Consider the following 18,181-nt stretch of genomic DNA (forward strand, 5'->3'; position numbering starts at 1 on the left):
TGACATCGGGACCGGAGATCCCTAACATCCCCGGTCCCTGCCTTCCGAAGGTAGGGAGTTCCACCGTGAGTATCAAGGAGACAGGCGTTCGATTCGCGCAGGCAATCCACGATGAGGTGATTCACATCCGAGCGGACAACAAGGAACTCGCGCAGGATCTGACGGAGAGGATCAACGGCGTCGCCGCCCGGGTCAAGACCCTCGACGGAAAGGTCACCCTGCTCGACAAGCGCGTCGAGCGCCTGGAGGTCAAGGTCGACCGCCTGGAAGTCAGGGTCGAGCGTCTGGAGGTCAAAGTCGACCGCCTGGAGGAGAAGGTCGACGCGGGCTTCGAGGCCGTGGAGCGCAGGTTCGAAGCGGTCGACCGCAGGTTCGAGACCATGCAGAAGACGCAGAACGACATGATGGGCATCCTGGTCGACATCCAGCGCAGGCTGAGCGACCCGAGCGCCTGCAACTAGCCGGTCAACTGAGAGGCCGTCGGCCCGCGGGAGCGGGTTCGGCGGCCTCTTCGGTGTTCGCGGGGCGGAAACGCACACGTTGACAGTTTGAAATGGTGCGTTTTCGATGAAGGGTGAGTGAACTCGGGGGAACTTGAGGGTCCGGCAAGGAGGAACCATCATGGACCAACGTCCGCCACTCTCCCGCCGCAATCTCCTGATAGGGGCCGCCGCAGCGTTCGGCGTGCCCGCCGTCCTGACCGGGTGCGGCTCCGGCGCGCCCGCGCCCGGCGGCAGCACGACCGGCAACACCGCCGCCGCCGGCGCCGTGACGCTGGGGTCCAACGCCTCGGACGAGGTGCCGAAGAAGTCACTGGAGACCGTGCTGAAGGGCTTCACCTCCGGCCAGGTGAAGGTCAACACGGTGGACCACAACACCTTCCAGGAGAACATCAACCGCTACCTGCGCGGCACCCCGGACGACGTGTTCACCTGGTTCGCGGGATACCGGATGCAGTTCTTCGCCGAGCAGGGCCTGGCGACGGACATCTCGGACGTGTGGCGGGAGATCGGGGCCGACTACACCCCGGCTTTCAAGGCGGCGTCGACGGGCACCGACGGCAAGCAGTATTTCGTGCCGTTCACGTACTATCCGTGGGCGGTCTTCTACCGCAAGAGCGTGTGGGAGGAGAAGGGGTACGAGCCTCCGAGGACGCTGGACGAGCTGACGGCGCTGTCGCGGCGGATGAAGGCCGACGGGCTGGTCCCGATCGCGTTCGCCGACAAGGACGGCTGGCCGGCGATGGGCACGTTCGACATCATCAACATGCGCACGAACGGCTACGACTTCCACATCGCGCTCATGGCGGGGAAGGAGTCGTGGACGGATCCCCGGGTGAAGCAGGTGTTCGAGACGTGGCGCGGGCTGCTGGAGCACCACCAGCCGGCCGCGCTGGGCCGCACCTGGCAGGAGGCGGCGCAGTCGCTGGCGGAGAAGAAGACCGGCATGTACCTGCTCGGCATGTTCGTCGCCCAGCAGTTCCCCGAGGCGGACCGGGACGACCTGGACTTCTTCACGTTCCCGGAGATCAACCCGGCCTACGGCACCGACTCGATCGACGCGCCCATCGACGGCTACATGGTCTCGGCCAAGGCCAGGAACGTCGACGGCGCCAAGGCGCTGATCAAGCACTTCGCCCAGGCGGCCGCGCAGAACGTGGCCACCGAGGCCGACCCCGGCACGCTGGCGGCCAGCTCCAAGGCCGACACCAGCGGCTACAGCGCGCTGCAGAAGCGCGGCGCCGAGCTGGTCTCGCAGGCGTCGCACATCGCCCAGTTCCTCGACCGTGACACCCGGCCCGACTTCGCCTCCACCGTGATGATCCCGTCGCTGCAGTCGTTCATCGACAAACCTGCCGAGATCGACTCCTTACTCGTGTCCATCGAGAAGCAGAAGGCCAACATCTTCCGTTGATGGCCGTCAAAACCCGTCGCTACTCCGCCCGCGACGTGACCGTGCTGGTCATCGGGCTGGGGGTGGCCGTCATCGCCAGCGTGGGCCTCGTCTGGGGGCCCACGCTCGCCTCCGTGGTGCTGTCCGCGACCGACTGGAACGGCTTCGGGCCGATCGAGTGGGTCGGCGGGCGCAACTACGGCGACCTGGCCGGCGAGTATCCGCCGTTCTGGTCGGCCGTGCGCAACAACGTCCTGTGGCTGGGCTTCCTCGGGCTGGTCGCGACCCCGTTCGGCCTGTTCTGCGCGGTGCTGCTGGACCGGCGGCTGCGGCTGTCGCGGTTCTACCAGAGCGCGCTCTACCTGCCGGTGGTGCTGTCGCTGGCCGTGGTCGGGTTCATCGCGCAGCTCGTCTACTCCACCGACTACGGCGTGCTGAACGCGGTCACCGGGCTGTCGGTCGACTGGCTGGGCGACCGGTCGGTCAACATCTGGGTGGTGATGGTCGCGGCGGCCTGGCGGCACGTCGGCTACGTGATGATCATCTACCTGGCGGGGCTGAAGGCCGTCGACCCGGCGCTGAAGGAGGCCGCGGCCATCGACGGGGCCAATGAGGCGCAGACGTTCTTCCGGGTGGTGTTCCCGACGCTGCGGCCGGTCAACGTGATCGTGCTGGTGATCACGGTGATCGAGGCGCTGCGCGCGTTCGACATCGTCTACGCGATCAACAAGGGCCGCAACGGGCTCGAACTGCTGTCGGTGCTGGTCACGGAGAACATCGTGGGCGAGGCCAGCCGGATCGGGTTCGGCTCGGCGATCGCGGTGGTGCTGCTGGTGATCTCGCTGGGGTTCATCGTGACGTACCTGTCGCAGCTGTTCAGGGAGGAACGATGACGGCCCTCGCCCCGGCCCGGCGGCGGGCCAGGCCGCTGCGCGTCCTGCTGCACGCCTTCCTCGCGCTGGTGGCGCTGGGCTGGCTGCTGCCGCTGGCGCTGGCCGTGTACGCCTCGCTGCGCCCGTACGAGGAGACGGCCCGGCTCGGCTACTTCTCGCTGCCCGAAAGCCTCACGCTGGACTACTACGGGCAGGCGTGGAGCCAGGCCGAGCTGCCCCGCTACTACCTCAACACGCTGATCATCGTGATCCCGGCCCTGCTGCTGACGCTCTTCCTGGCCTCGTTCGCCGCCTTCGCCATCGCCCGGGCCAGGATCCCCGGGCGCCGGACCCTGCTCATCGTCTTCACCGCGGGCAACCTGCTGCCGCCGCAGGTGCTCATCACCCCGCTCTACACGCTCTACACGCTGGTCCCGCTGCCGCTGTGGCTGTCGGACTCCCAGGCGCTGTACGACTCCTACCTGGGGCTCATCCTCATCCATGTGGCGTTCCAGTTCGGGTTCTGCGTGTTCGTCATGGCGAACTTCATGCGCACGATCCCGGAGGAGATCACCGAGGCGGCGCTGGTGGACGGGGCGGGCGTGTGGCGGCGCTACTGGAAGCTGACGCTGCCGCTGTGCCGCCCGGTGCTGGCGGCGCTGGCGACGTTGCAGTTCACCTGGATGTACAACGACTTCCTGTGGGCGCTGGTGCTCATGTCGTCGGGTGACAAGCTGCCCGTCACCTCGGCGCTGAACAACCTGCGCGGCCAGTTCTTCACCGACTACAACCTGCTGGCGGCCGGGTCGGTGCTGGTCGCGCTGCCGACGCTGATCGTCTTCCAGCTCCTGCACAAGCAGTTCGTCGCCGGGCTCACGCTCGGGTCCACGAAGGGATGATCAGGCAGGGATGATCACAGCAGGGCGCGGAAGCGGTCGGCGACCCGGTCCCACGACCATTCGGCGGCGATCCAGTCGCGGCCGGCCTCGCCCAGCTTCCGCGCCCGCTCGGGCGCGCTCAGCAGCTCGATCAGGGCCGCGGCCACCTCCCCGGTGTCGCGGCCGTCGACGACCAGGCCGGTCTCGCCGTGCCGCACCGCCTCGGGCGCGCCTCCGGACGCGCCCGCCACCACCGGCAGCCCCGTCGCCGACGCCTCCAGGAACACGATCCCGAGCCCTTCCACGTCGACCCCGCCCCACCGGGTACGGCACGGCATCGCGAACACGTCGCCGGCCGCGTAGTAGCCGGGCAGGTCGGCGGCCGGGACGCTGCCGGTGAACACGATCGACGGGCTGCCCGCGGCCAGCCGTTCCAGCCTGCGCCGGTGCGGGCCGCCGCCGACCAGCAGCAGCACCGCGCCCGGCACCTCGCGCAGGACCCTCGGCCAGGCTCTGATGAGCTGGTCCTGCCCTTTGCGCGGCACCAGCCGGGACACGCACACCACCACCGGCCCGCCGCCGGGCCGCCGGGGCTCCACGTCGGGCCGGAACTGCGTCACGTCCACGCCCGGGGCCAGCCGTACCAGCTTGTCCTCGGGGACGACCGGCGCCAGCCGGGCGCGGGTGTAGGGGCCGAGGTAGGTGACCACGTCGGCGTGGCCGGCGATGCGGCGCAGCACCGAGCGGAACACAGGCGCGCCCGCCCAGGACGCCTCGTGGCCGTGCGTGAGCATGACGATCCGCCGCGCGCCCGCCGCGCGCAGGCGCGGCGCGAGCAGGCCGAGCGGCGCCGCCGCGCCGAACACGACGGTGTCGGCGCCGTGCTCGGCCACCAGCCGCGCCGCCCGCCGGGCGACGGCGGGCGTCGGCAGCATCAGCCGGCCCGGGTGACGCACGACCCGGTACGGCTGCCGCCGGTCGAACTCGGCGCAGCCGGGCCAGGCCGGGGCGTAGACGGCCACGCCGGGGGTGCGCAGGGCCAGGCCGTGCACGAACGACTGGATGCCGCCGGGGCGCGGCGGGAAGTCGTTGGTGACGACGACCACCCGGGGAGGTGCGCTCACGGCTGGGGGCGGCCGTTCAGCTCGGCCCAGGAGCGGGCCATGGCGATCCGCTGGGCAGCCGTGGGATGGGAGGCATAGAGCACATATTCCACCGCATCTGGCGACAAGTCGGAAATATTGGCTGTTGCCAGGCGTTTCTGCATCGCGACGAACGTCGCCGGGTCGCCCGTCAGGTCCAGGGCGTGCGCGTCGGCCCTGGCCTCGATGTGGCGGCTGATCACGTTCTGCGCCGGGCCGGACAGGAACGTCGCCAGCGTCATCAGCCCCAGAACCACGCCCACCGCCCGGGGATCGGTGATCGGCGCGCCGCCCGTACGCCGCCGTGCCGCTCCGAACACCAGGAACAGCAGGACCGCCCCCAGCGCCGCGCCGAGCGCCCCGACGAGCGTGCCGTGCAGCACGTCGCGGTTCTTCGCGTGGCCGAGCTCGTGCGCCACCACCAGCTCCACCTCGCGCGGCGGCGCCTTGAGCAGCGTGTCGTAGACGACGATCCGGCGCGTCGCGCCGAACCCCGAGACGTAGGCGTTCAGCGCGGTCGTCCGGCGCGAGGCGTCGGCCACCAGCACGTCCTCCACCGGCACCCCGTCACGCTCGGCCATCGCCATCAGGTTGGCGCGCAGCGGCGAGTCCGGCATGGCGTGGAAGTCGTTGAACACCGGCTCGAACACCACCGGGTAGACGAACGACGCCCCCACGGTCAGCGCGAACGCCCCGGCGGCGGCCGGGATCCACCAGCGCCGGATCCGCCGCGCCAGCGCCACCACGGCCAGCACCATGACGGCCAGCAGGGCCGCGTTGATGCCGACGCTCTTGAGCCGGTCGCCCGTCCAGGCCGCCCAGTCCTGCGTGGACAGCCCGAAGTCGCGCAGCGCGCCCTCGAACCACATGCCGAGCGGCCACCGCACGGCCTCCTCGATCACCGTGAGCACGAGCACGCCCAGCAGCACCCGCGCCCACCACGGGCCCCGCAGCCATCCCAGCAGCCTCGCGCCGAGCGGCGTGGCCACGAGCAGCCCGGCGAACACCAGCGTGACGCCCAGCGACAGGTAGCTCGGCACGCTGGTGGCCGCGTCGAACGCCTGCGAGCGGGCGATCTCGGCGGCGCCGAAGTCACGCGCCGGGTCGGGCGTCACCTCGGGCGCCCCGGCGGGCAGCGCCGTCCACGGCGTCGTGAACGCCACCACCCCGGCGATCACCGCCCCGAGCACGGCCAGCCCGGCCCCGGCCTCCCGCCGCAGCCTCGCCTCACGCCCGCCCCCGTCGCCGGCCCCGTCCCCGGCCGCGTGCCCGTCCCCGGCCACGTCCTCGTCCCCGGTCTCGGGCGACGGCTCGGCGAGGTCCGCCCCCTTCAGGGCTCGGGAGGCGGGCGGGCCGACGTCCTGTTCGGTCGTCTCGCGCCGTTCCTGCCGGTCGTCCATGTCGCGTCCCCTCACGCCAGTCGGTCCCGGACGTACGCGCGCCACAGCCGGGTCAGCGTGCCCGCCGAGAGCCCCAGCGAGGCCAGCGCCCGGCCCACGCCGTACGTCTGGGCATCACGGTAGAGCCTCACCAGGCTCTTCTCACCCCAGCGCGCGGCGACGAGGCGACACACCAGCCAGGCTTCCTGGTACGCGCGGGCGAGCCGGCCCGCTTCGGCCCCGGGGACGAAGTCGGCCGCGTCCGGCAGATCGGACGGCGTCCGCCCGGCCCGCACCTCGGCGGCCAGCTCGGCGGCGGCCACCTCGACGGGCAGCCCGGCGTCCCGGTAGGCCACGTAGTCGGCGAAGCCCTCGTACAGCCAGACGGGCAGCCCGTCGGTCCCGGCGGCCACGTGGGTCAGCTCGTGGGCCAGCACGACGTCACGCCCGACCGGGGTGAGACGGGCGAAGTGCTCGGGCACCACGATCACGCGTCCCCGGTCGGCCACCGCCGCCAGCCCGTCGACCGACGCGACGCCCGCCAGCGCGGCGGCCTCCCGCGCCGAGGCGGGCACCAGGACCACGGCCCGGACGTCGCCGCCCAGCACTCCGCCGACCCGCCGCCCCGCGGTGTCGGCCCGGCGCGCCAGGTCCGCCAGCAGCCCGGGGGGCGCGTCCTGCCCGGCGACGAGCGACCGCTCACCGCGTACGACGTCGAGCCCGTCGCCCCAGCGCGCCCGCACGCCGGCGAGCACCCCCGCCTCGGTGGCGGCGCCTCCCGGCCCCGGGACCGCGCCGGACCCACCGGCCAGGAACGCCGCGACAACCAGCAGCACCACCGGCACGACCCGCCGACGCCCCCGCACGAGCACCCTGCCGGGCGCGCTGCCGGGCGCTCTCCCGGACGTGATACCGGACGTGCTGCCGGGCCCATTTCCAGGTCCGCTGCCGGACCCCTTGTCGGACACGCTGCCCGATCGTAGCCGCCGTTCCTGAGCGTCGGCCCGGTCCGGAGCCCGGGAAGGCCGAAGGCCCCGTCCCGGGGCGGGGACGGGGCCTTCGGCGCAGGTCACAGACCGGGACGCACCGCGCCGGCGAACGACGCCTTGCGCCAGCCGCGCAGCTTCTCGACGCGCACGCGCTGGCCCGTTCTCGGCGAGTGGACCATCTTGCCGTCGCCGACGTACATGCCCACGTGCCCGAGCCCGCGGAAGAACATCAGGTCACCCGGCTGCAGGTGCTTGTAGGAGACCTTCTTCCTGATGCGCGCGAACTGGCTGTTCGTCACGCGCGGGATCTTCACCCCGGCCTTCTTCCAGGCGTACTGGACGAGGCCCGAGCAGTCGAACGACCCGGGGCCGGTGGCGCCGTAGCGGTACGGGTCGCCGATCTGCTTCTTGGCCACGGCCACGGCCTTGCGGGCCTTGGCCTTCTGCCGAGCGACCTTGGCCACCTTCGACGACTTGACGGACTTCTCCGTCTTTGTCACCGCAGTGGTGGCGAACTCATTCGTCGTCGCCGCCTGCGCCGTCGGGGCGTGGACGACCAGACCTCCGGCCGTCACGGTGATCAGCGCTGCGCCACTCAGGGCGAGACGGGACAGACGGGGGTTGTGCGAGAGGGTAGACAGGATTGCTCCTAGGGGCTTCCACGAACGCCTACCGGGTTAGCTGACGGATTCGGGCCTGGAAGTCGCCCTACGGCGCTGAACGCGCCGATTCACCCCTGATCACCGCGTACGGGATCGCTGGGTCCCCGGCTCCGTGCCTCCTGGCTGCACGGACTCGGCAGGCCACCGCCGCGTCTTCGCGCCTCGGGGGCGCTGGCCGCGGTGACCGGCGGATGGTTCTTTCTGTCGAACATCGGGGGACCCGATGGTGACCGGCGGGCGTCCTGGCTGGAACGCCGCGACGCCAGAAGTTACGCCGAAAAGTCACGTAATGGCAAAGCCTGAGTAAGCGAGTAAAGATCAGACACGCCGGGAGTCAGGCCCTCATCCCCCGCCGGAGCAGCGGGTTTCGTTACCCAAGTGTGACCCTCCTCACACTTGGGCCGACCCCGTCTTGTCAGGGACGTACGGCGCCCACGAGACGGCGCCCGTACGACGAGAGTGTGACCACCTTCACCACGTCACCCGTCTGCGGCGCGTGCACGATCTTGCCGCCGCCCGCGTAGATGCTCACGTGCCCGAGGCCCTCGCTGAAGATCAGGTCGCCGGGCTCCAGCGCGTTGAGCGACACCTTGCGACTGGCGCCCCACGACCACTGCTGCCAGGTCGTGCGCGGCAGCGACACGCCACCGGCCCGCCAGGCGGCCTGCGTGAGCCCCGAGCAGTCGTAGCCGCCCGGCCCGGTGCCGCCGAACACGTACGGCTTGCCGACCTGCGCGTACGCGAAGCGCAGCACGGCCGCCGCGTTGCCCGAGGCGGGACCCGTGTACTTGAGGCCGGTGCTGTTGGGATTGCCCGCCTTGTACGCGCCCAGCCGGTCGAGGAGCTTCTTCTGGTCCTTGATGAGGTCCAGGATCTCCGCCCGGTCCTTCTTGACGGCGTCCCGCTCCTTGTCGGCCGCGGCCAGCGCCTCCTCGGCGCGGTCACGGTCGGTCTTCAGCCCCCGGTTGGCCCGGTCGAAGGCGGCGAGCTTCTGGGTGCGCTCCTGGGCGAGCTGCCCGCGTAACGCCATCCCGTACAGCAGATCGGCCGGATCGTCGCTGGTCATCATGCTGGGCAGGGTCGAGAAGTCGCCCCCCAGCTTGTACGTCTCGACGGCCATGTTGACGACCTCACCGCGCAGATCCGCGACGGTCGCCAGCTTGCGCTTGTACGTGTCGTTCAGCCGGCTGTAGCGCGCCTTGGCCTCTTTGTACTTCTCGGTGGCCGTGTTGTAGCGGTCCACGACCTTGTCGGCCTTGTCGTTGAGCTTGTCGAGCTTCGCTCTCGCCTGCGCGAGAGTCGGCTTGGGATCGGCCAGCACCCCTCCGACGGGGGTCATCACCAGTCCGAACACCAGACCCGCGGCCAGCGGCACCCGGCCCAACCTCACAGCGTCGCCTCCCAGGGGATCATCCTCGGGGCGAAATAGTACAGAAGTGGCGAGTAATCCTCACCTAAACGCCATATTCGTCATCTATGCGCGACCGAGCCGCCTCAGCAGCAGCGCGGACGGCACGGGCCTGGCGCCCATCCGCCTGACGGACTCGGCCACCTCGCGGTCGGAGGAGACCACGGCGATCGCCCGGCCGGGCGGCTCGGCCCGGACGAGCTGGCGGATCAGGTCGTCGGCGATCTCGCCCGGCGCGCTGAACAGCACCCGCACCCCGCGCGGCGCCACCACCTGCACCGGAGAGTTGAGCTCGGCGCCGTCGAACACCACGGTCACCTCGACGCGCGTCTGCGCGACCAGCCCGCCGAGCCCGGTCATCAGGCGGGCGCGCTGGTCGGCGAGCGTGAGCGTGCCGTAGCCGGACTTGGTCACGTTGTAGCCGTCGATGATCAAATGCACCTGCGGCAGCGCCAGAAGCTGATCGAGCAGCTGCGGGTCGTCGTCGGCCAGCGCGCGGGCGGGCACGCCGCGCACACCCGGCCGCTCACCGGTGAGCGCCGCGACCGAGTCGGCCGGCCGGCTGATCATGGTGGGCAGCGCCAGCTCCCTGCGCAGCCCCGCCGAGGCGTCCTGCAACGCGTCGAGCAGCACCCGGATGCGCGCGTCCTCGACGCTGCGGCCCTCGCGCGCGGCCCGGCGCGAGGCTTCGAGCTGCTTCTCCACATCGGCCAGGCGCTCACGCAACCGCCGCAGCTCCGACTCCCCCGCGCTGCCGGCGGCCGTGGCCGCGTGCCTGGCCTCCTCTGCGGCCTGCTCCATCTCCTCGGCCCGCCGCACCGCGCCCTTCGCGCGCTCGCGGGCCTCGTGCAGCTTGCGGCGCAGCTCGGAGTTCTCGCCGCGGGCCGCCTTCAGCTGCTCGCGCAGCCGCTCGGCCTCCTCCTTGGCCGCGCTCTTCTGCGCGGCGAGCTGCTCACGCAGCCGGGAGACGACCTCCTCGCGCTCCGACCCCTCGGCCGCGGCGGCGGACTGCTCCAGATCCGCGCGGGCCGACTCCACCATGTCGGCCCAGCCGGGCGGCCGCGTGAGATAAGCCGCGGCGGCGACCAGCACCGGATCGGCGGCGGGCGGCACGTTGCCCTCGGCCAGCGAGGCCACCAGCTCCGGCCAGCCGGAGGCCACCGACTCGGCGACCACCTCACGGAACTTCTTGTCGTTCTCCAACTGCGCGGCGATCGGCGCACTGCCCAGCCGGGCGCGCTTACGTGGGTCGAACTTGGCGATGCCGCGCAACGGCGCCGGCACCGCCACAGCGGGCATCGAACCGAGAACCTGGGCCGCGAGGTCGACCACATTGAGCCGCACCTGCTCGGGAAGCGGGCGAGACAGGCCTTCACCCGCTGAACTCATCCCACTGTCCCTTCATGACATGCCCTTTCAGACAAGGGTACGGCTGCCCGCTACCTGTCCGTAACGGCCACCCATGATGGGACAAGCGCTCGTCCAACCCTCGCGCCCCCACACGCCGCCCCCACAGGCCCAGCGCACCGCCCTCCGACCCGCACAGGCCCGACCACAGCACGCACGGAGTCGGACACGGCCCCCGCCGGGTCGGACAGACGCGGCCCGCCCGGGTCGGACACGGCCCCCTCCCCCCTCCCGGGCCGGACGCAACACCCCGGGCCCCGCACCCCTGCGCCCGGCACCCACGGACCCGGCACCGCACCTCCGGGCCTGGCACGGCACCCCCGAACCTGGCACGACCCTCGGGGACCCGACGCCCACACGCCAGCCTCGGCACGGCGCCTCAGCCCCGCCCCCAAATCCCCGCTCCCAGCCTCGCCTCCGGCCGGTACGCCTCACGGACCGGTAGCCGCCTGACTCCTCCGTCGCGACAGAACCCGGGAAAGCTGGAATCCCAGCCCAGTCAGCTCGCGTCGTAGACCAGCAGCGCGATCTGGACCCGGTTGTTCAGCGCCAGTTTGGTAAGGATGCGCGAAACATGCGCCTTGACCGTGGGCACGCTCATGTACAGCTCGCGGCCGATCTCCGCGTTGGAACTGCCCCGCCCGACCGCCAGCGCCACCTCACGCTCGCGCTCGCTGAGCCGGGCCAGCAGCCCGCGCGCCCGCTCGGCCCGTCCGGAAGCGCCGCCGTGCGACACATGGGTGATGAGCTGCCGGGTGACGGCGGGCGACAGGATCGGCTCCCCCGCGGCCACCTTCCTGATCGCGGCCACGAGCTCGACGGGCGGGATGTCCTTGAGCAGGAACCCGGCGGCACCCGCGCGCAGCGCCCGCAACACCTGCGCGTCGGCGTGGAACGTGGTCAGCACCACCACCTCCGGCGGCGCCTTGGTCGCCCGCAGCGCCTCGGTCGCGGCCAGCCCGTCGACGCCGGGCATCCGGATGTCCATCAGCACCACGTCGGGCCGGTGCTCGGCGACCAGCGGCGGCACCTGTGCCCCGTCGCCCGCCTCGCCCACGATCTCGATCCCGTCCACGCCGCCCAGGATCATCGCCAGCCCGGCCCGCACCAGCGCGTCATCATCAACGATCAGCACCCGGATCGACCCAGCCGCCGATCCGGCCGTCGGCCCACTCCTTGACTCGCTCATGGCCCCGCCTGTCGCCCCTGTCAGCCCGCTCATCGCCCCGGTCGTCACCCCGCTCTCCGCCCCGCTCATGGCCCCGGGAGGTGGTCCAGCGACCGGCCCTGGAACCCGCTGTAGGAACGATCCGGAGTTCGGTTCGGCGGTTGCTCCGAGGATCGGTCCGGATGCCGGGCGGGACGTCGGCCCGGGGACCCGGCCCGGGATCGGGTCCGTCATGCGCTCTCCTCCGGGCAAGGCCACGGCAGCCAGGCGCGCACCACGAACTCGCCGTCCGGCGTCGGCCCGTGCTCCAACCGGCCGCCTGCGAGCTCAGCCCGCTCGGCCAGCCCGATGAGCCCGGCACCGGCCCCCGGGATGCGGGCGGCATGCCGGGACCCGAGCGCGTTGTGCCTGGACCCCAGCGCGTTGCGTACCTCGGCCGACAGCCCACGCCCCGGCGCACCCGTCACCGTCACGGTGGCCGGTGCCCCGCCTGCATGCTTGCGCGCGTTGGTGAGCGCCTCCTGCACGATCCGGTAGACGTTGCGCCCCAACGCCTCGGGCAACCGCTGCCCTCCGTACGGCGCGGGCCCTTCGGCGGCCGGTCCGGCGTTCCGTGCAGGGGGCGCGCCGGCAGGCACGATGGCGGGCACGGCAACGGGCGCGTCCGTGGACACAACGGCAGGCGCGGCGGCGCGTACGTCGGAGGGCGCTTCTGCGGACACGTCGGCGGGCGGGTTCACGTGCAGGTCGAGGCGGACGTCGAGGCCGGCGCGGCGGCATTCGGCCACCAGGGCGGGCAGGTCGTCGAGGGTGGGCTGGGGGCGGTCGGGGACGGGGTCGTCGGCGGGCGCGCCGGAGTGGCGCAGCACCCCGATGACCTCGCGCAGGTCCTGGAGCGCCTGGTGGGCGCCCTGGCGGATGGCGCCGGCGGCGCGGGCGACCTCGGCCTCCGGCGCGCCGGGACGGAACTCGAGCGCGCCGGCGTGCAGGCTGAGCATCGACAGGCGGTGCGCGAGCACGTCGTGCATCTCGCGGGCGATCCGCTCGCGCTCCAGCCGTCTGGCCTCCTCGGCGGCCCCGTCGGCGCGCTGCCGGAGGGACCAGACGAGCTGCCGCCTGGCCCGGATGACGATGCCCCAGGCGAACACGGTCAGCAGGATCGCCAGCCCGAAGACGAACGTGCCGAGCCAGCCCAGCTCGGCGTCGGGCCAGATCATCGCGTTGGGCGCCAGGGTGATGACGCCGAGCAGCGCGACCGGCCCGGAGATCTTGAACGGCCGGTGGACGGCGACGGTGAAGAGGGCGACCACGGCCGCCCCGCCGATGAGCAGCAGCGAGGAGGACAGGATCGTGGTGACCAGCGCGAGCGCGACCGGCCATCGGCGGCGCAGCCAGACGGCGAGGCAGGACAGCACGCCCAGCGCCTGCTCGACGGCCTGGACGGGCTCGGGCGCGTCGCGGATCTCGACGAGGGTCATCAGGGTGAGGCCGCAGGCGCCGAGGAAGAGCGTGAGGTCGACGATCCAGTCGCGCGTCGAGCGGCGCACGGGCCGGCCCGCGCCGCCGTCGCCGAGCAGCACGGACGGCAGGGCCCACCGGTATTCGGGGGCGTGCTCGGGTCCGTTCACGTTTCCCGAGGTTATGCGGTGGCCGCGGGCGGGCGGTAGCGACCAAAGTCGATGCTTCCCCCTGACCTGGGTCGGCCCCACCGCGTCACCGGGCGGCGAAGCAGCGAGCCGCCCCGGTCGTGAGCCGCGCGAATCCCCGTCGGTCCTGCCCAGGCCCCTGTGCTGGGCAGGCGTGCTCGCGCGGCTCACGTACTGCTTGCTGACATAACCGTATTTGTCACGCTTGCAGGGGAGTTGCAGGATCTTTAACTGTTGACGTACGCCCCCCGGCTGGCGGAGGATCTCCGCGTGGCGCCCGGACCGGTGATCTCGTGCCGCGCTCTCACCTGCCGTGCGGGCGGCCGCACGGTCATCGAGGATCTGTCGCTCGACCTGGGCGAGGGCGAGCGGGTCGCGCTCATGGGCCCGTCCGGGTCGGGCAAGACGACCCTCCTCACGACGCTCGCCGGGCTGGCGCCGCCGGTGGCGGGCCGGGTGCTGGTGGGCGGCGTGCCGCTGGACGAGCAGCCGGGGCTGCGGGCCGGGCTGGCGCTCGTCTTCCAGTCGTACGGCGTGCTGAGCCTGCTCACGGCGGCCGAGAACGTCGAGGTGGCGTTGCGCGCGGCCGGTCGGTCGCCACGTGAGGCGATGCGGCTGGCGGCGGAGGCGCTGGAGCGGCTGCGGGTGGAGAGGTTCGCCGATCACCTGGTGGAGGAGCTGTCCGGCGGCCAGCAGCAGCGGGTGGCGGTGGCCAGGGCGCTGGCGTTGCGCCCGGTGGCGCTGCTGGCCGACGAGCCGACGGCCGAGCAGGACGCCGGGCACCGGGAGGTCGTGCTGGAGGAGCTGCTGGCGGCGGCCGGTGACGGCGTCGCGCTGCTGATCGCGACCCACGACCCCGAGGTGGCCGAGCGGTGCGACCGGGTGGTCGAGCTCCGCGCGCCCCGGGCCCGGCAGGCGGTGGGCGGCCCATGAGCATGGTGCGCTGCGACGGGGTCGTGCAGATCTACCGGGCCCGCGACGTCGAGGTGGTCGCGCTGCGCGACGTGGACCTGGTGATCGACGCGGGCGAGACGGTGGCGCTGCTGGGCCCGTCCGGGGCGGGCAAGTCGACGCTGCTGTGGCTGCTGGCGGGGCTGTTGCGGCCGAGCGCCGGGCGGCTGTGGCTGGACGGCGTGGAGGTGGGCCGGCTCGACCAGCGCCGCCTGGACCGGCTGCGCGCCCGGCGGATCGGCACCGTGCTGCAGAACCCGGCCCGCAACCTGATCGGCTACCTGCCGGCCGCGCAGAACGTGGCGTTCGCCCAGCGGGCGGTCAGGCGGGATCGCGGCAGGGTGCGTGAGCTGCTGCGCCGGGTCGGCCTGGACGACGCGGGCAACCGGCCGGCGAACCGGATGTCGGGCGGCGAGCAGCAGCGGCTGGCCCTGGCGGTGGCGCTGGCGAACGCGCCCGCGCTCCTGCTGGCCGACGAGCCCACGAGCCAGCTCGACGCCGCCTCGGGGGCGCGGGTGATCGAGCTGATCAAGCACGCGGCGCAGGTCGACGGCACGACGGCGGTGGTGGTGACGCACGACGTGGCGGTCAGCGAGGCGCTGAGCCGTACGGTGACGATCCGCGACGGCCGGGTCGGCTCGGAGGGCAGGCGCGGCGAGGACCTGGTGGTGGTCGGCCGGGAGGGCGCGGTGCAGGTGCCGCCGGAGTTCCACCATCTGCTCCCGCCCGGCTCGATGGCCCACATCGAGCCGCTGGACGACGGCATCGTGCTCAGGAGGGCCGGCTCGTGATCCTGCGCGGCCTGTGGGAACGCCGTACGCTCTCGCTGGTCGTGCTGCTCATCGCCGTCGTGCCGATCGCCTGCGCGGCGGTGGGCCCGATCTACACGGCGGCGGCCGCCACCACGGTGGTCCGTGACGCGCTGCTGGCGGCGCCGGTGGACGGGCGCGGCTGGCGTTACACGACCAGGACCGGCGGCATCAAGGCGAAGGCCGCCGCGCTGACGGCGTCGTTCACGGCCGCCCCGGTGTACGGGATGGAGATCGCCAGCGGCGACGCCGACCTGTCGAGGGAGCTCTCGTACACCCTGGTGTGGCAGGACGGCCAGTGCGAGCGCCTGCGGCCGGTCGAGGGCCGCTGCCCCCGGGCGGCGGGCGAGGTGATGGCGAGCCGGGCGTCGGGGATGGCGGTCGGCTCCGAGGTGCGGCTGGCGGCGCTGGTCAGGCGCGAGCCCGGCACCACGGAGCTGCGGCCCGCGCCGCTGAAGGTCGTCGGCGTCTACGGGCACGAGTCGGCGGGCGACCCGTTCTGGTTCGGCCGCACGCTGACCACGCCCGGGGGCGAGAGCGGTTCGTCGCGGATCGACCCGCTGTTCACGGTGCCGCAGACGCGCGAGGAGACGGCCGTCGCGGGCGCCGCGCTGACGGCGGACCCGGCGCAGCGTGGCGGGTGGACCGACTACGCCATCGTCACCGTCGACGCGGGGCGCGTCCTCGGCTCCGACCTGGGCGCGCTGACGGCCCTGCAGGCGGCGGCCGACACGGCGGGCCGCGAGACCGACGACATCGTCTACTCACGGATGCCCGTCACGCTTCGGGCGATGACGACGAGCTCGGAGACGCTCGGCGTGCCCACGCTGCTGGTGTCGGCGCAGCTCGTGGGGCTGGCCTGGCTGCTGCTGTTCCAGACCGTGGGCGATCTGGTACGGGCGCGCGGCGCGGAGATCGCGCTGGCCCGGCTGCGCGGTCACGGCCGGGCGCGGGTGTGGCGGTTCGCGCTGGCCGAGCCGCTGCTGCTGCTCGCGCTGGCCGTGCCGCTCGGGCTGGCGGCGGGGCTGCTGGCCGCGCGGGCGATGGTGGAGGCGCTGCTGCCGCCGGGCATCCCCGCTGTGTTCCCGGCGCAGGCGGCGTACGCGGGGCTGGCTGCGACGGCGGGCGGCCTGATGGCGGCGGTCGTGTCGGCCTGGCGGGTGGCGACGCGCCCGGTCACCGAGGAGTGGCGGCGCACGCCGCGCCGCAGCGCCCGCGGCTGGGTGCCGGACGCGGTCGTGCTGGTCGTGACGGCGCTCGGCCTGGTCGAGCTGCTGGCGGGCGGGGTGATCAGCGACACGACGGGGCAGTCCTCCAGCGCGCTGGCCGTGCCCGGCCTGATGGCGCTGGGCGTGGCGCTGCTGGCCGCGCGCGGGCTGCCGGTGCTGGCGCGGCGGCTGTTCGGCCTCACCCGGCGGCGGGGCGGCCTCGGCCCGTTCCTGGCGTTGCGGCAGGTGGCGCGGGGGCCGGTCACCACGGGGAGCGTGATCGTGCTCGGCACGGCGTTCGGGCTGGCGACGTTCGCGGTGTCGGCGTGGACGGCCACGTCCGCCGACTACCGGCGGGCCGCCGCCTTCCACAACGGCGCCCCGGCGGCGATCACGGTCCAGCCGGTCGGGCCGCGCGCGTTCGCCGACGCGGTGGAAGCCGCCGACCCGGGCGGCACGGCCGCCCCGGTGATCAAGGTTCCGGGCCCGCCCCAGCTGATCGCCACGGACCCGGAACGGCTGGCCCGCGTCGCGACCTGGGACCCGGAGCTGGCCGGAGGGGTGCGGCTGGCCGAGGCGACGGCGGCGCTGCCCGGCCCCGGGACGCCCAGGGTGATGGTGAGCGGCGACCGGTTCCGGCTCACGGCCCGCCATGACGTGCCGCCCGAGGGCTGGCAGGTGCGGCTGTTCGCCACGTTCCGCATCCCGGACCGGCTCAAGCCCGCCGCCATCCCGCTCGGCGTCCTGCGCCCGGCCGGCGGCGGCTCGTACGCGTGGAACCTGCCGCTGTCCTGCCGTGACGCGCCGTGCGAGCTGCGCCGGGTGCACGCCGAGTTCACCCCGCTGGACGAGCAGGCGACGATCCCGCGGATGGAGGTCGTCGTGACGCGGCTGGAGCTCCGGGACGAGGGCCGCTGGCAGCGCGTCCCCACCCCGCGCTGGCGTGTCGACGGCGACCCGGACCGTGACGACGGCGGCTTCGTCGTCTCGCTCCAGAACAACCAGACGCTCCGGCCCGCCACCTACGATCCCCGGCCGGCCGCCGTCGTCGTCGGCGTGGGCGCCAAGCTGGTGCCGGGCCTGGACCACGCCTTCGCCACGGGCGTGCGGGCGGTCGCGACGGCCTCGGCCGCGCCCGGCCTGACCGGGCCCGGCGTCGTGATGGACCTGGAACAGGCCGACCGGATCGCGTACGGGGTGCACGAGCAGGCCGTCTACCAGGTGTGGACCCGCGCGGCGGGCGTCCCGGCGCTGGAGCGGGCGCTGCGCGAGCAGGGGCTCACCGTGGTCTCCACCCACTACGAGAGCGAGGTGGCCGCCGCCTTCGTCCGGCAGGGTCCGGGGCTGGCCCTCGTCCTGCTGCTGATCTCCGCGCTGGCCGCCGCCTCGCTCGCGCTCGGCCGCACCGTGCTGGCGCTGCACACGGCGGCCAGACGGCGCGGCTACGAGCTGGCCGCGCTGGAGGCGTCCGGCGCGAAGGTGGCGGCGCTGCGCGTGGCGCTGCTGCTGGAGCAGCTCATCACGGCGGCGGCCGGCACGCTGGCCGGGTTGGTCGCCGGACTGCTCGCGGCCGGGGCCGCGCTGGGCCGGATCCCGCAGTTCGCCGAGCCGCTGGTGACGCCGCCGCTCGCGCACGACGTGGCGGCGGCGCCCGTGGCGCTGCTCACGGGCGCCGGCCTGCTGGCCGCCCTGCTGTGCGCGGTCGCCGTGTCGGAGGCGCTGCTGCGCGGCATCCGCGTGGAACGCCTGCGCGACACCCCCGCGTGAGG

The 18,181-nt window shown here is 73.2% G+C and carries 15 protein-coding genes and 1 riboswitch; of the genes, 7 read left to right on the forward strand and 8 right to left on the reverse strand.

The genetic code is table 11. The annotated features are described in order from the left end of the window. Nucleotides 1–65 precede the first annotated feature (65 nt). The 4 genes from ACWDXC_RS24390 (at nucleotide 66) to ACWDXC_RS24405 (ending at nucleotide 3,664) form a co-directional block, all read left to right on the forward strand. Complete coding sequence (locus ACWDXC_RS24390) at nucleotides 66–461, forward strand: coiled-coil domain-containing protein (protein ID WP_449985643.1); 396 nt, start codon at nucleotides 66–68, stop codon at nucleotides 459–461. 160 nt (nucleotides 462–621) lie between these two features. Next, nucleotides 622–1,914 (forward strand): ABC transporter substrate-binding protein, encoded by a 1,293-nt coding sequence (locus ACWDXC_RS24395; protein WP_449985646.1) that lies wholly within the window; start codon nucleotides 622–624, stop codon nucleotides 1,912–1,914. Beyond that, complete coding sequence (locus ACWDXC_RS24400) at nucleotides 1,914–2,786, forward strand: carbohydrate ABC transporter permease (RefSeq protein ID WP_219511184.1); 873 nt, start codon at nucleotides 1,914–1,916, stop codon at nucleotides 2,784–2,786. The genes ACWDXC_RS24395 and ACWDXC_RS24400 overlap by 1 nt, the downstream gene beginning before the upstream one ends. After that, nucleotides 2,783–3,664 (forward strand): carbohydrate ABC transporter permease, encoded by an 882-nt coding sequence (locus ACWDXC_RS24405; RefSeq protein WP_449985648.1) that lies wholly within the window; start codon nucleotides 2,783–2,785, stop codon nucleotides 3,662–3,664. Before ACWDXC_RS24400 ends, ACWDXC_RS24405 begins: the two co-directional genes overlap by 4 nt. A 14-nt stretch (nucleotides 3,665–3,678) precedes the next feature. Here the strand turns inward: ACWDXC_RS24405 and ACWDXC_RS24410 are convergent, their stop codons facing one another. The 8 genes from ACWDXC_RS24410 to ACWDXC_RS24445 all read right to left on the reverse strand — a co-directional run bounded on the left by ACWDXC_RS24410 (nucleotide 3,679) and on the right by ACWDXC_RS24445 (nucleotide 13,426). Then, entirely contained in the window at nucleotides 3,679–4,767 is a 1,089-nt protein-coding gene (locus ACWDXC_RS24410) for a glycosyltransferase family 4 protein (protein WP_449985651.1), read from the reverse strand. Next, nucleotides 4,764–6,185: a M48 family metallopeptidase gene (locus ACWDXC_RS24415; protein WP_449985654.1), complete on the reverse strand. Its 1,422-nt coding sequence runs from the start codon at nucleotides 6,183–6,185 to the stop codon at nucleotides 4,764–4,766. The genes ACWDXC_RS24410 and ACWDXC_RS24415 overlap by 4 nt, the downstream gene beginning before the upstream one ends. Nucleotides 6,186–6,196: 11 nt before the next feature. Continuing rightward, entirely contained in the window at nucleotides 6,197–7,030 is an 834-nt protein-coding gene (locus ACWDXC_RS24420) for a hypothetical protein (RefSeq protein WP_449985657.1), read from the reverse strand. 203 nt (nucleotides 7,031–7,233) lie between these two features. Continuing rightward, the gene (locus tag ACWDXC_RS24425; RefSeq protein WP_449985659.1) at nucleotides 7,234–7,728 is read right to left on the reverse strand and encodes a C40 family peptidase; all 495 of its coding nucleotides are present in this window, start codon (nucleotides 7,726–7,728) and stop codon (nucleotides 7,234–7,236) included. Between the two features lie 76 nt (nucleotides 7,729–7,804). Continuing rightward, nucleotides 7,805–7,964, reverse strand: a riboswitch (cyclic di-AMP (ydaO/yuaA leader). Between the two features lie 266 nt (nucleotides 7,965–8,230). Beyond that, nucleotides 8,231–9,205, reverse strand: a complete 975-nt coding sequence (locus ACWDXC_RS24430) for an NlpC/P60 family protein (RefSeq protein WP_449985662.1) — start codon at nucleotides 9,203–9,205, stop codon at nucleotides 8,231–8,233. Between the two features lie 84 nt (nucleotides 9,206–9,289). After that, complete coding sequence (locus tag ACWDXC_RS24435) at nucleotides 9,290–10,522, reverse strand: NYN domain-containing protein (protein ID WP_246646282.1); 1,233 nt, start codon at nucleotides 10,520–10,522, stop codon at nucleotides 9,290–9,292. A gap of 607 nt (nucleotides 10,523–11,129) precedes the next feature. Then, on the reverse strand, nucleotides 11,130–11,819 hold the full coding sequence (locus tag ACWDXC_RS24440; protein WP_449985666.1) for a response regulator: 690 nt from the start codon (nucleotides 11,817–11,819) through the stop codon (nucleotides 11,130–11,132). A 209-nt stretch (nucleotides 11,820–12,028) separates the two neighbouring features. Then, nucleotides 12,029–13,426 carry an ATP-binding protein gene (locus ACWDXC_RS24445; protein WP_449985669.1) on the reverse strand — a complete coding sequence of 466 codons (1,398 nt, stop codon included), beginning with the start codon at nucleotides 13,424–13,426 and terminating at the stop codon, nucleotides 12,029–12,031. Nucleotides 13,427–13,678: 252 nt separating this feature from the next. On the opposite strand from ACWDXC_RS24445, the gene ACWDXC_RS24450 reads away from it, so the two are divergent. The 3 genes from ACWDXC_RS24450 to ACWDXC_RS24460 are packed head-to-tail and all read left to right on the forward strand — an operon-like array spanning nucleotide 13,679 to nucleotide 18,179. Next, nucleotides 13,679–14,377 (forward strand): ATP-binding cassette domain-containing protein, encoded by a 699-nt coding sequence (locus ACWDXC_RS24450; protein WP_449985672.1) that lies wholly within the window; start codon nucleotides 13,679–13,681, stop codon nucleotides 14,375–14,377. Further along, on the forward strand, nucleotides 14,374–15,186 hold the full coding sequence (locus ACWDXC_RS24455) for an ABC transporter ATP-binding protein (RefSeq protein WP_449985675.1): 813 nt from the start codon (nucleotides 14,374–14,376) through the stop codon (nucleotides 15,184–15,186). Before ACWDXC_RS24450 ends, ACWDXC_RS24455 begins: the two co-directional genes overlap by 4 nt. After that, nucleotides 15,183–18,179, forward strand: a complete 2,997-nt coding sequence (locus tag ACWDXC_RS24460; protein WP_449985677.1) for an FtsX-like permease family protein — start codon at nucleotides 15,183–15,185, stop codon at nucleotides 18,177–18,179. Before ACWDXC_RS24455 ends, ACWDXC_RS24460 begins: the two co-directional genes overlap by 4 nt. Nucleotides 18,180–18,181: the final 2 nt, after the last annotated feature.

It is taken from the genome of Nonomuraea sp. NPDC003214 (assembly GCF_053590035.1).